5 protein-coding genes, 2 tRNA genes and 3 rRNA genes are annotated in these 13,892 nt (G+C 42.2%); 3 read left to right on the top strand and 7 right to left on the bottom strand.

Annotation, left to right across the window (positions count from 1 at the left end):
• Positions 1–33: 33 nt before the first annotated feature.
• From KO02_RS02805 to KO02_RS02775, 7 genes are all read right to left on the bottom strand, one after another.
• Positions 34–1,125, bottom strand: coding sequence for a formylglycine-generating enzyme family protein (locus KO02_RS02805; protein WP_038695657.1), 1,092 nt, complete (start codon positions 1,123–1,125; stop codon positions 34–36).
• Between the two features lie 118 nt (positions 1,126–1,243).
• Positions 1,244–2,653 (bottom strand): Gfo/Idh/MocA family protein, encoded by a 1,410-nt coding sequence (locus tag KO02_RS02800; protein WP_038695655.1) that lies wholly within the window; start codon positions 2,651–2,653, stop codon positions 1,244–1,246.
• Positions 2,654–3,728: 1,075 nt separating this feature from the next.
• Positions 3,729–3,840 (bottom strand): 5S ribosomal RNA (rrf, locus tag KO02_RS02795).
• A gap of 111 nt (positions 3,841–3,951) precedes the next feature.
• Positions 3,952–6,838: ribosomal RNA gene (locus KO02_RS02790) — 23S ribosomal RNA — on the bottom strand.
• A 225-nt stretch (positions 6,839–7,063) separates the two neighbouring features.
• Positions 7,064–7,137 (bottom strand) — tRNA-Ala (locus KO02_RS02785).
• Positions 7,138–7,148: 11 nt separating this feature from the next.
• A tRNA-Ile gene (locus KO02_RS02780) sits at positions 7,149–7,225 on the bottom strand.
• Positions 7,226–7,346: 121 nt separating this feature from the next.
• A 16S ribosomal RNA gene (locus KO02_RS02775) occupies positions 7,347–8,876 on the bottom strand.
• The 16S, 23S and 5S rRNA genes sit together here with 2 tRNA genes alongside, the layout of an rRNA operon.
• 1,576 nt (positions 8,877–10,452) lie before the next feature.
• Between KO02_RS02775 and KO02_RS02770 the strand changes: the two genes are divergently transcribed.
• Genes KO02_RS02770 through KO02_RS02760 form a run of 3 tightly spaced genes read left to right on the top strand, consistent with a single transcriptional unit; the run spans position 10,453 to position 13,788 of the window.
• On the top strand, positions 10,453–11,631 hold the full coding sequence (locus tag KO02_RS02770; RefSeq protein ID WP_051959743.1) for a glycosyltransferase family 4 protein: 1,179 nt from the start codon (positions 10,453–10,455) through the stop codon (positions 11,629–11,631).
• The gene (locus KO02_RS02765; RefSeq protein WP_038695653.1) at positions 11,631–12,638 is read left to right on the top strand and encodes a lysylphosphatidylglycerol synthase transmembrane domain-containing protein; all 1,008 of its coding nucleotides are present in this window, start codon (positions 11,631–11,633) and stop codon (positions 12,636–12,638) included. The genes KO02_RS02770 and KO02_RS02765 overlap by 1 nt, the downstream gene beginning before the upstream one ends.
• On the top strand, positions 12,613–13,788 hold the full coding sequence (locus KO02_RS02760; protein WP_038695651.1) for a glycosyltransferase family 4 protein: 1,176 nt from the start codon (positions 12,613–12,615) through the stop codon (positions 13,786–13,788). The genes KO02_RS02765 and KO02_RS02760 overlap by 26 nt, the downstream gene beginning before the upstream one ends.
• Positions 13,789–13,892: the final 104 nt, after the last annotated feature.

The following is a 13,892-nucleotide window of genomic DNA, read 5'->3' as shown; positions in this document are numbered from 1 at the left end:
GGCTTTTTTTGTATTTATAAAATTCTTCGGAATCTATATATCCTTGACGCATCTAAATCCGACATTGTTCGTCGGACTATTAATCTCACCCTTACCCCTGCTCCCTGCTTTATAACGTTCACAATATTGGTCGTTACAGAGAAATGAACCTCCACGTTGTACACGTTTTACAGCACCGGGTTCATCAGGGTCATAAGAGTCCTTCGGACCACTGGGATTATCGGCCGTGCTATTCGCGTAATAATCCGGACGATAATAATCCGCACACCATTCCCAGACATTACCTTCCATATCATACAGACCAATAGCATTGGAAGGAAAAGCTTTAGCTGGTGAAGTACCGATATAACCATCTAACTTCGTATTGAGAACCGGGAATTCCCCTTGAAAAATATTCGCCAGATAACGGTCATTATCCAACAATTCATTTCCCCAATAATAGGTCATTGGATTTGAAGTTCTGGCGCGTGCGGCATACTCCCATTCTGCCTCTGTCGGTAAACGCTTTCCTGTCCACTTCGCATACGCTTCAGCATCTTGGTAAGCAATATGCACTACTGGAAAGGTCTCCTTGCCCTGAATACTGCTATTTGGCCCTTCAGGATGCCTCCAGTTGGCTCCGACCACATAAGACCACCATTGTAGGTGATTGTTCAAACCTTGAACCTCTTTAGGTGGTGAAAAAATTGCTGAACCTGGTTTCAACATATTGGGATCTACACCTGGAAATTCTTTTGGATCCAAAGGTCTCTCCGCAAGAGTTACATAACCTGTAGCCTGCACAAATTTCTCAAATTGACCATTCGTAACTTCATGTTCATCAATTAAAAAATCTGCTATCTTAACTTCATGAACAGGCTTAGCATCTGCAAAATCATTCGACCCCATCATGAAATAACCACCAGCGACATGTACCATCTTGACCTTATCGATACCAGCACCTTCTACAATATGGTGCGCAGTATCTGAATCCGAAAACCGTGATGGGATATGAGCTGCCATATAACAACGAGAAGAATCTTGGGAGACAAAAAGATCAGCTGTTTGGCCCTTCGGCTCGCTATTGCTAAAGCATGAAAGCAATAAACAAAAAGATGGGGTAAATAAGAATAATTTCGTGTTCATGAGTAGGTGAATATCAAATAAAGATACAATTTATACATTTTTAAACAAGAACTGAAAATAACCTAAAATAAAAAAGGAGAACAGTTAGCTGTTCTCCTTCTTCTTTGGGACAAAAAGATTATACGCCTAATTGAACACCACTTACTTTACCTTCTTTTGAACGGATTTTAGTAGTACCACCACCATTCAATGTAATATCTACTGGGGTATTGGTCTTCCAAGCACCTTTTGTAAAGTCAGGAATATCTACAGTTCTAGAATCACGTTTAACCGAATCAAAACTTAATGGTACGATACAGCTCCATGAAGCAGCATCATATACATCCTGATCCAAAGGTAATCCGTTACGTAAACAGTCAATTAAACGCCAGTCCATCATGAAATCCATTCCACCATGACCACCTACTTGTTTTGCTTGCTCACCAATGAATTTCACTAATTCAGGTGTGTATTTTGTATACAGTTCTTTTAATTTATCCTTAGAGATAAATTCATGTCCAAAAGCAATATTCTCATCAGGATACTTCTGCGCAAAACCTTTAGTACCACTTAACGTATGTAATCTAGAGTAAGGTCTTGGGGAAGTAACATCATGTTGCAACATAATTGTTTTACCCAATTCAGTACGAATCAAAGTTGTATTCATATTACCTCTGAAGCTTTTACCCACAAATTCTTGATAGAAAGAATCTGTTGCTGCCAATTCTTTCGCCTTAGCACCCATTTGAAAATCATTAGTAGACATAGCAACTAAATGATTCATCTTGTCACCACGGTTAATGTTCATACATTGCGCAACAGGACCTAAACCATGCGTAGGATATAAGTTACCGTTCAGCTTAATATTCTCACGTAATCTCCACATGTTATCGTAACCATTTTTCGCAAAATTCAAGTCCAATAAATCGTGGATATATGCACCTTCACCATGTAGGATTTCACCAAATAAGCCCTGACGTGCCATATTCAATGTTAACATTTCAAAGAAGTCATAGCAACAGTTTTCCAACATCATGCAATGCTTTTTTGTCTCTTCCGAAACTTTAACAACTTCCCAACAATCTTTTACTGTTAATGCAATAGGCACTTCACAAGCAGCATGCGCACCAGCTTTCATTGCACCAATACTCATTTGAGCATGATAATCCCAAGGCGAGCAAATATATACTAAATCTAATTTTTCATTCTTTAGCATGTCTTTCCATCCGTCTTCACCGGAATAAGACTTTGCATCTTTCAATGATTTTTTGCGTAATATACCTTGAGCACGTTCAACACGGTCAGCATGCTTATCGCATAAAGCCACAATTTCAACACCTTCAATGTATGATAAACGGTCTACAGCACCTGGACCACGCATCCCTAACCCAATAACAGCAACACGTACTTTATCAATTTTTGGAGCTACAAAACCCGACATATTGAATTTTGTCGCTGCAAACGCATTGGTATTTAAAGTTGGTAATGTCATCGCAACAGATGATAAAATACCCGCTTTCTTCAAGAAATCTCTTCTATTAGCATTCATATTTGATAGATATAATTTACATACAAAATTAAAGGGGCTATAGAAAGCCCCTCTAAAATCACCTATTTTAAAACAAACTAAACAGTCTTTGAAATGATTATCAAACCTAGTGATACCAGTCGTTCAATAATTAGTTATAGAATTGGTCTACGACCTTTTCTATAACAAGAATACACTAGAAAATCGATAATTAAAAATAAAATATCAAAGCAAACGATTGCTTAAAATAAACAACCGTTTGCAGAGCAGCCATAACCACGACAACAAGCTCAAATTCTAGTAACCAATAAGTTACACCAAGTCATCACCTACTCTAATATTTGAAAATAAGCTTAAAATGACAACCCCTCCTACAAAAAAATATTTCGTACCCGGTCGTTCCCAATATCAATATAAAGTAAACGATTGACTGCATGTCGACTAGAGAAAACGTTAGGTATGCTTATGCAGATAACAGCGAATATCCCGTATACCAACTTTTCAGAAAATTCAAGGGGCAAGCTTTGTGAAGACTCTGTTTAAATCCCAAAACGTTATCTAACAAAGTAAAAAGGACTATAGTACATTGCTGACCCCGTTATATATAAAGCTGTATCCTTTACAAACAACATATGGTTGCTTAACAAAATGAGAGTGCCACCACCCGCTATTGCGAGCTTCAAGGGTAAAATCAGTGATCCTTACGGACCCGATATGCTCCAAAAGCAGGAGGGATATAACCATAACTGTTATTATGGGCTTCTAATGTTAAGATAAGATTTAGGACCTACTTGGTGGGCAAAGCTGCAGGGCACTTTACAGGCAGAGAAGTGTCGATAGCCCGTGTTAAGGGAGAGAAATCTACCTTAGTAATATATAAAAGACAGAGATATCGGATAATGTGTCCAAGAGAACGTGACCCTGGGATGGTCACCGATAACTGCCAGGAAATGGTACCGACCTAATTTCCAGTCCATTGCAGTGTTTTGAGGCAAGGCCATCGGTTGCTGGGTGATGTCCGGTCCGGCCGTGCTCTCCCCCAGAAAATACGGAACACAAAAAAGCCCTTGCTATCCTGCAAGGGCTTCTGTATAAAAAAAGGCACCGACCTACTCTCCCACCTGTTACGGCAATACCATCGGCTCTGGCGGGCTTGACTTCTCTGTTCGGAATGGGAAGAGGTAGACACCGCCGATATAGGCACCTAAAATAAGGTTATCAGAATATAGCAACACTATCCATTATGGATAAAGTGACCATCTGATCTATAGACAATTGAAAGAAAAACTAAAAGAGGAAGACAACAGTGTCTGCGTTGCTTGAGAAAGCTTCGGGTGATTAGTATTGCTCAGCTATGGTATCTCTACCTTTACACCTGCAACCTATCGACGTAGTAGTCTTCTACGGCCCTATAAGGAAGTCTCATCTCGTGGCTAGTTTCGCACTTAGATGCTTTCAGCGCTTATCTATTCCCGACGTAGCTACCCAGCCGTACACCTGGCGGCATAACTGGTTTACCAGCGGTCAGTCCATCCCGGTCCTCTCGTACTAAGGACAGATCCACTCAAACTTCCAACGCCCACAACAGATAGGGACCGAACTGTCTCGCGACGTTCTGAACCCAGCTCGCGTGCCACTTTAATGGGCGAACAGCCCAACCCTTGGGACCTTCTCCAGCCCCAGGATGTGACGAGCCGACATCGAGGTGCCAAACCTCCCCGTCGATATGAGCTCTTGGGGGAGATCAGCCTGTTATCCCCAGCGTACCTTTTATCCTTTGAGCGATGGCCCTTCCATACAGAACCACCGGATCACTATGTCCGTCTTTCGACCCTGTTCGACTTGTTGGTCTCACAGTCAAGCAAGCTTATGCCATTGCACTCCTCGTACGGTTACCAAGCGTACTGAGCTTACCTTTGAAAGCCTCCGTTACCTTTTTGGAGGCGACCACCCCAGTCAAACTACCCACCAAACAATGTCCTCGATATAACCGAGTTAGAAACCGGATACAGAAAGGGCGGTATTTCAAGGTTGATTCCATGACTCCTAGCGAAGCCACTTCAACATCTCCCGCCTATCCTACACATCCTGTACCCAATTCCAATGTTAAGCTATAGTGAAGGTGCATGGGGTCTTTCCGTCCCGTTGCGGGTAATCGGCGTCTTCACCGATACCACAATTTCACCGAGCTCATGGCTGAGACAGCGCCCAGATCGTTACACCATTCGTGCAGGTCGGAACTTACCCGACAAGGAATTTCGCTACCTTAGGACCGTTATAGTTACGGCCGCCGTTTACTGGGGCTTCGATTCAATGCTTCTCTTACGATGACATCCCCTCTTAACCTTCCAGCACCGGGCAGGTGTCAGGCCTTATACTTCATCTTTCGATTTTGCAAAGCCATATGTTTTTGTTAAACAGTCGCCTGGGCCTTTTCACTGCGGCTTCTCCATTGCTGGAGGAAGCGCCCCTTCTCCCGAAGTTACAGGGCCATTTTGCCGAGTTCCTTAGCCATGATTCACTCGAGCACCTTAGGATTCTCTCCTCGACTACCTGTGTCGGTTTACGGTACGGGTTTTTATAACCTGAAGCTTAGCGGGTTTTCTTGGAAGTCTGTTTACCTGCTCTATCAACGCCGCCGAAGCTTTGCTGTACTATTGGGTTTCAGCAGGGTCGGCGGATTTGCCTACCGTCCCTATACCTACGCCTTTCAACGAACTATTCCGTCAGTTCGCGGCAGTGTCACTACTCCGTCACCACATCGCAGTTATAAAAAGTACTGGAATATTGACCAGTTGTCCATCGGCTTGCTCCCTTCGGATGCGCCTTAGGCCCCGACTAACCCTGATCCGATTAGCGTTGATCAGGAAACCTTAGTCTTTCGGTGGGCGGGTTTCTCACCCGCCTTATCGTTACTTATGCCTACATTTGCTTTTCTATGCACTCCACGACCCATTACCAGATCGCTTCACCGTAAATAGAATGCTCCCCTACCAGATGTATCTAATGATACAAATCCATAGCTTCGGTAATACACTTGATGCCCGTTTATTATCCACGCCCGGCCGCTCGACTAGTGAGCTGTTACGCACTCTTTAAATGAATGGCTGCTTCCAAGCCAACATCCTAGCTGTCTAGGCAACCGGACCTCGTTAGTTCAACTTAGCGTATATTTAGGGACCTTAGCTGATGGTCTGGGTTCTTTCCCTCTCGGCCTTGGACCTTAGCACCCAAAGCCTCACTGCCGGCCATATCTTATAGCATTCGGAGTTCGTCTGGATTTGGTAGGATTTGACTCCCCCGCACCCAATCGGTAGCTCTACCTCTATAAGACTCTATGCCGACGCTGTTCCTAAAAACATTTCGGGGAGTACGAGCTATTTCCCAGTTTGATTAGCCTTTCACCCCTACCCTCAGGTCATCCGAAAACTTTTCAACGTTTATCGGTTCGGTCCTCCATTACATGTTACTGCAACTTCAACCTGCCCAAGGGTAGATCACAAGGTTTCGCGTCTACCTCATCTGACTATGCGCCCTATTAAGACTCGCTTTCGCTTCGGCTGCGTGGCTGAACCACTTAACCTTGCCAGACAAGAGTAACTCGTAGGCTCATTATGCAAAAGGCACGCCGTCACTGCACCTGGCAGCTCCGACCGCTTGTAAGCACACGGTTTCAGGTTCTTTTCACTCCTCTGTTCGAGGTTCTTTTCACCTTTCCCTCACGGTACTAGTTCACTATCGGTCTCTCAGGAGTATTTAGCCTTATCAGATGGTGCTGACAGATTCCCACAGGGCGTCTCCGACCCCGCGGTACTCAGGGTACTGCTAGGCTAGCATTCTATACGTGTACCGGGCTATCACCGTTTATAGCTGGGCTTCCCATCCCATTCCACTTCTGTTTGCTAATGCCACTTCGCAGCCCTACAACCCCACTGATGCCGTAACATCAATGGTTTGGGCTCTTTCCCGTTCGCTCGCCACTACTTGGGAAATCATTATTATTTTCTTCTCCTACGCCTACTTAGATGTTTCAGTTCAGCGCGTTCGCGTATTATACAACATACCTTCAGTATGCTAGGTTGCCCCATTCGGAAATCTTCGGATCGAACTCACATTTGCTAATCCCCGAAGCTTATCGCAGCTTATCACGTCCTTCATCGCCTCTGAGAGCCTAGGCATCCCCCGTGTGCCCTTATTTACTTTCTTCACCTCATAGCCCTTTTGCTACTATGGGTTGCTTTTTGATATATATAACCATGATGCTACGCATTAATCCGTTCGGCCTTGACCGAGGGTCTTCATAATACATCGAACACATCACAGTATTGTCTCTACTGTTGTCTTCTCTTGTAATTTTTTTCTTTCAATATGTCAAAGAACTCTTTGTCGCCCTTATAATGAACACAATATCTTGGTGTTCGGGCAGACCTGTGGAGAATATCGGAGTCGAACCGATGACCCCCTGCGTGCAAGGCAGGTGCTCTAGCCAGCTGAGCTAATTCCCCGTATCGTTTTATGGTAGTCCCGAGCAGATTTGAACTGCTGACCCCTACATTATCAGTGTAGTGCTCTAACCAACTGAGCTACGGGACTAGCTTATCATTCTCTCTCTGGACCATCCTACAGGGATGGGCACATTTCTTCAAATGTTTCTTTTTGTTTCTTAATATAAATCATGTGTATACGTAACGAGCTTCAATCTTGAATGCTCTAGAAAGGAGGTATTCCAGCCGCACCTTCCGGTACGGCTACCTTGTTACGACTTAGCCCCAATTATCGGTTTTACCCTAACACGCTCCTTGCGGTTACATGCTTTAGGTACCCCCAACTTTCATGGCTTGACGGGCGGTGTGTACAAGGCCCGGGAACGTATTCACCGCGTCATTGCTGATACGCGATTACTAGCGAATCCAACTTCATGAGGTCGAGTTGCAGACCTCAATCCGAACTGTGAATGGCTTTTAGAGATTAGCATCATATTGCTATGTAGCTGCCCGCTGTACCATCCATTGTAGCACGTGTGTAGCCCCGGACGTAAGGGCCATGATGACTTGACGTCGTCCCCACCTTCCTCACTGTTTGCACAGGCAGTCTGTTTAGAGTCCCCGACATAACTCGCTGGCAACTAAACATAGGGGTTGCGCTCGTTGCGGGACTTAACCCAACACCTCACGGCACGAGCTGACGACAGCCATGCAGCACCTAGTTTCGTGTCCCGAAGGACTGATCCGTCTCTGGATCATTCACTAACTTTCAAGCCCGGGTAAGGTTCCTCGCGTATCATCGAATTAAACCACATGCTCCTCCGCTTGTGCGGGCCCCCGTCAATTCCTTTGAGTTTCAATCTTGCGACCGTACTCCCCAGGTGGATAACTTAACGCTTTCGCTTGGACGCTTACTGTGTATCGCAAACATCGAGTTATCATCGTTTAGGGCGTGGACTACCAGGGTATCTAATCCTGTTTGATCCCCACGCTTTCGTGCATCAGCGTCAATGCTAACTTAGTGAGCTGCCTTCGCAATCGGAGTTCTAAGACATATCTATGCATTTCACCGCTACTTGTCTTATTCCGCCCACTTCAAATAGATTCAAGTCCTACAGTATCAAAGGCACTGCGACAGTTAAGCTGCCGTCTTTCACCACTGACTTATAGGACCGCCTACGCACCCTTTAAACCCAATAAATCCGGATAACGCTTGGATCCTCCGTATTACCGCGGCTGCTGGCACGGAGTTAGCCGATCCTTATTCTTCAGGTACATTCAGCTACTTACACGTAAGTAGGTTTATTCCCTGACAAAAGCAGTTTACAACCCATAGGGCAGTCATCCTGCACGCGGCATGGCTGGTTCAGAGTTGCCTCCATTGACCAATATTCCTTACTGCTGCCTCCCGTAGGAGTCTGGTCCGTGTCTCAGTACCAGTGTGGGGGATTCTCCTCTCAGAGCCCCTAGACATCGTAGCCTTGGTGAGCCGTTACCTCTCCAACTAGCTAATGTCACGCGAGCCCATCCATATCCTATGAATATTTGATCATCGAGTGATGCCACTCAATGATGTTATGCGGTGTTAATCTCTCTTTCGAGAGGCTATCCCCCAGATATGGGTAGGTTGCTCACGCGTTACGCACCCGTGCGCCACTCTCATCGGTTCGTAGCAAGCTACTCCCCGAATCCCGTCCGACTTGCATGTATTAGGCCTGCCGCTAGCGTTCATCCTGAGCCAGGATCAAACTCTCCATTGTAAAATGAAGTGTAAGATCAAGACTATTTATAATAAATAGAATTGTCTTGTATTTTATTTCTGATTCTAAAATTGAACAGGTTGATTTTTTTTAACTTTCGTCGTTTCTCAACACTACTCGTTACGTTACATGATTATATTTTTAAAGAACTTTTTCCGCTTCCGCATCTCGCTTCGGCTATATGATGTCGGCATTGCGCCGTTATCGATCTTGTTTTTGGTTCCCTTCGTTTCCGTTGGGACTGCAAAGGTAGAGATCTTTTTGGTATATCCAAAATAAATGTGAAAATTTATTTTTGGGAACCTTTTCGATTTCTGCGTCTAAATAACATAGACCCTCTTTTTTTCATTGTCAGCCCTTTCGAACCGACCGTTCCTCCCTTGCGGAGTGGTGCAAAGATAGACCATTTTTATATTCACTTCCAAACGTTTTCTTGCTTATTTATTGATAAAGGAGGTAACTTGCTGTAACATTGGATGATTTATTTCTGAAAGAGCCGAACTGAGGGCTGGATATCGACCAAAAAGCAGGTGCTATGGCCGATCGCTCCTTTATGATGGCCGATCGCATGCTTCTTATTACAGCGCTATAGATTAAGTGTGGATGATTATCAATCGACTGGAATAGCAGATCACTCCTTATATATAGCATATAGTAAACGCATATTGTACCGCTATAGATCAGTAGGGATGATTATCAATCGACCGGAATAGCAGATTGCTCCTTATATATAGTATAGATACTTATTGTTCTATTATAGATAAGTATGGATGATTATCAATAGAACAGAATGTCCGATCGCTCCTTATATATAGTATAGATACTTATTGTCTCTCTGTAGAAATAAGTGTGAACGACTATACTAGACCGGAATAACCATTCACTTTTTATAATAGCATCCCTTACCTACTTATTCCATCGCTATAGATAAGTATGGACTGACTATAATCAGACCAGAAGAGCAGATAGCTTCTTTATAGATAGTAAATACATATTGTACCGCTATAGATAAGCATGGACACAACAGCAGATATTCAATATGCACATCCTACTTGGATTATAACCTAAGTAATATGAACTAGGTACCAACTTCGGTATTAAAATAGGTGTAGATTAGATATAGCTTGGTATTAGTAGGGGATTAATAGAGATATACCCCTATTAACCCCCTACTAACCCCCTATAATCTCACTCTTAATACACTATTAAATATGAAGTTGGTACTAATTTGATATCAACTTATCATCAAGCTTTCTCCTGAACCGATAAAGGTAGTTAGCTGCAAAGCAATTCCATAATTTGAATGGAACAGCACTTTGCAAAAAAGTATTCAAAAGCCAAATTCAAGCGAGTTTCAAAACATGCATAGCATAAATCTTCAACTCAAAGAACAACAGAGAACAAGAGTCAGCGTTTAGCTGGTAATTAAATAAGAGATAAATAGGAATTAAGGACACTTAATAGACATTACACTAATCTTTCAATAATACAGGGGTAATATAAAGACCATCATTTATTCATATATCCTTATTCATAAGGAAACATCCAGCCCCTTACTTTGAAAAAATGATTCACGATGATAAAAGTTGCTTTTTTTGCGGAGATAATGATTCCTGACTTTGATGGAGCTGCTCGAACAATTTTTCAACTTGTCGACCGCATCGATAAGGGAAGATTTGAATTTTTGTTTATATATGGAACAGGACCTGAAAAAATACAAGATTTCGAATCCTTAAAAATACCATCGCTGAGTATTCCAATCCAGCAGAACTATAGTATGGCTATCCCCGCCTTAGCCGATCAACGTCTCAAAAAGAAACTTCATGATTTCAATCCTGATATCATTCATATTGCTACTCCCTCCCTTCTGGGGTTCTATGCACAGAAATATGCCTTAAAAAATCAAATACCTGTCATCAGTATATACCATACACATTTTGTAAGCTACATTGATTACTACCTCAAGCATTTTTCTTTCTTAGTCGGACCCACAAAAAAGAAAATCATTCAAACACAAAATAAATTCTACAATAACTGCGACAAAGTATATGTCCCTACAACGAGTATTGTATCTGAACTCATCAAAATGGGCGTCAACCCCAGTTTGATGCAGATTTGGAAACGAGGAATTGACAATACGTTATTTTCACCAAAGAAAAAAGATCCATCTTGGTTAAAAGAAATAACGGGCAACGACCACCCAACACTATTATTCGCGAGTCGATTAGTGTGGGAAAAGAATTTGAAAACATTGATTGACATCTATACCTTATTGAAACAACAGGACATTCCTTTTAATTTTATAGTAGCAGGGGATGGTTCTGCTCTAGACATCTGCCGCCAAAAAATGCCTGAGGCACTATTTTTAGGAAAGCTGAACCACGATGATCTTTCAAAATTATATGCTTCTTCTACCCTATTTATATTTCCTTCTCATTCGGAAACTTATGGCAACGTCGTGATCGAAGCCTTAGCTTCAGCACTACCCTGCGTTATTGCTGATGGTGGTGGTTCCGCAGATTTAATCATTGAAGGTGTCACTGGTTTTAAATGTAAACCCAAAGATGCTAATGCCTTCGTCAACCGCATAACACAATTATTGCGGGATGAAAAACTAAGAACTGAACTCGGACATGCAGGTTTAGAGTTTAGTAAATCAATGGACTGGACTTCTTTGGCGGATACTTATTTTGCAGAACTTGAACAAATGAGCACAGCTGTAACGGATTCAATTGTTAAAATTCAAGCTGGTTAATGCTGAAACGGATTTTAAAAATTACGATTAGCCTTATCATTCTTCTTTCTTTAGCTGTCTTCATCAGTCATATTGATCTAAAAGCAGTATTTAAAGAAGTCGCTCATATGGGCTGGAAGCTCCTCTGGATTATTGTGATCACCGGACTGGCATATCTCCTTGGAACAGCGGGGTGGCAAAATTGCTTCATCGAAAAACCAAAACAAACATCCTTATGGCAACTATTCTGCATCAGACATATTGGAGAAACTGTAGGACTATTCAACCCCACAAGTATTATAGGTGGTGATTATATTAAAACTGTACTGCTAAAACCAACAGGTACTTCTGAGCAAGAAATTGTAAATTCTGTACTGATATCACGGTTTTTGGCTATTATCACACAATTTTCATTATTCGGCCTTAGCGGATTGTGGTTTCTATTGGGTTCTTTTACTAAAAATATACCCGAACAAATGCTAACGATGTTATGGATATTAGTCATGTTGCTCTTTTCGCTTCCGCTTATTACCTTTTGCATCCTCAAAAGATCTAAAAAATTTCAGGTAACCTCTACGCTATCTTGGAGCTTCTTTCGAAAGCTAAGTATACGTTTTCAAACTATCCTCAATGCTGTATTAGCATTTCATCAAGGACATCCATATCAATGCTACCGTGCATATTTCTATTTTTTTCTACATTGGATGGTGGGTGCTTTGGAACTTTTTCTCATTCTATACTTTTCAGGCATCACCATCCCGATCATACTGAGCCAATTTATGGATATGAGCATTGTCATTATCAAAAGTTTCGGTGCTTTTATTCCGGCTCAAATCGGAATTGAAGAATTCGGGAATAAGCTATTATTGACTAGTGCTGGTATTTATACCGTTCAAATTTGGCTAACCATCGCTTTAATCAGACGTTCCAGACAAGTTTTCTGGATAACCTTTGGCTTCTTAGCCTATATTGGACTTAAAAAAAGACCGTACCTATTATCCTATGGAAATTCTCTTCGTCAGCCATAAATACCCCCCAGCTATTGGCGGCATGGAAAAACAGAGCTTTGAACTCATCAATCACATCGCCACGTATACGACCGTGCATAAAATCGTTTATCAAGGAAATGAATCCATTATCAAATTCTTTTCCTTATTGAATAAACGGATTCTATCCCTACTCATGAAGCATCCTAACATCAAGCTTATCCATTTCAATGATGGTTTAGTTGCTGCTTTTTCTTTACGTCATAGGGGTTATGAACAGCTAAAAAAGGTGGTCACAGTACATGGTCTTGACATTGTATTTCCCTTCGCTTACTTTCAAAATAAAATCATTCCTCAATTCAATAAATTTGATAAAATCATAGCCGTTAGCCGAGCAACAAGACAGGCTGCGATTGATCGCGGTATCGACCCCGCAAGAATTGAGGTCATTCCAAATGGTGTTGACCATAAACTAATCATAGATACGGCAATTCCGATAGCGGCTCTGCTAAGCAAATACAATATTACTACTCAAGAGGATAAACTCATCCTTGCACTTGGGAGACCCGTAAAGCGAAAGGGTATTTCTTGGTTTATCAGTAACGTGTTGCCACAACTACCATCGGACTATAAACTTATTCTAATAGGACCCTTTGCTGCAACCGCAACATGGAAGGAAAAATTACTGGATGCAATTCCTAATCCCCTACAACATCTTCTATTTCTGTTCTTAGGGTATCCATCTGATCAAAAAGTAATACGTCGTTATTTAAAAAATCCTGAATTTAAAGACCGATTGCAGCATATAGGGAAGATTCCTTTGGCTGATTTACAATCATTGCTTCGCCATGCCGGACTTTTCATCATGCCCAATATCAAAGTTGAGGGGGATATGGAGGGTTTCGGATTGGTATGTCTAGAAGCAAGTATTTGTGGCGCGACCGTATTTGCTTCAGATATTGAAGGTATCAGCGATGCTATTATTCACCAGAAGAACGGCATCTTAGTTACAGCAGGCCAGGAACAGCACTGGATTTCTGAAATTAGAAATGCTCTTGAGCATCCTTCGCTTTTAAAAAGTAAAAGCAAAGAGTTCCAAGCTTACTCTTTGAAGCATTATAGCTGGGATAAAATGGCAAAGGGTTATTTTAATTTATTTCAGCATTTGATGCACCCTCCTGGCGTAAAGTAGCCATGGCCAATAGCTTCAATTCATGATAAACAATAATACAGCTCTCTTCATGCGCGGATTTGGCCCTTAAAAGATTGAGGTAAGACCCAAGGTATTATGCTGTA

It is taken from the genome of Sphingobacterium sp. ML3W, assembly GCF_000747525.1.
Classification (GTDB): Bacteria; Bacteroidota; Bacteroidia; order Sphingobacteriales; family Sphingobacteriaceae; genus Sphingobacterium.
This window is presented reverse-complemented; position numbering and strand designations above follow the sequence as displayed.

What these genes read in the sequence shown, in the direction of transcription:
- KO02_RS02770 (WP_051959743.1), top strand. Translation starts at nt 10,453, where the DNA reads ATGATAAAAGTTGCTTTTTTTGCGGAGATAATGATTCCTGACTTTGAT.
- KO02_RS02800 (WP_038695655.1), bottom strand. Translation starts at nt 2,653, where the DNA reads ATGAATGCTAATAGAAGAGATTTCTTGAAGAAAGCGGGTATTTTATCA.
- KO02_RS02805 (WP_038695657.1), bottom strand. Translation starts at nt 1,125, where the DNA reads ATGAACACGAAATTATTCTTATTTACCCCATCTTTTTGTTTATTGCTT.
- KO02_RS02760 (WP_038695651.1), top strand. Translation starts at nt 12,613, where the DNA reads ATGGAAATTCTCTTCGTCAGCCATAAATACCCCCCAGCTATTGGCGGC.
- KO02_RS02765 (WP_038695653.1), top strand. Translation starts at nt 11,631, where the DNA reads ATGCTGAAACGGATTTTAAAAATTACGATTAGCCTTATCATTCTTCTT.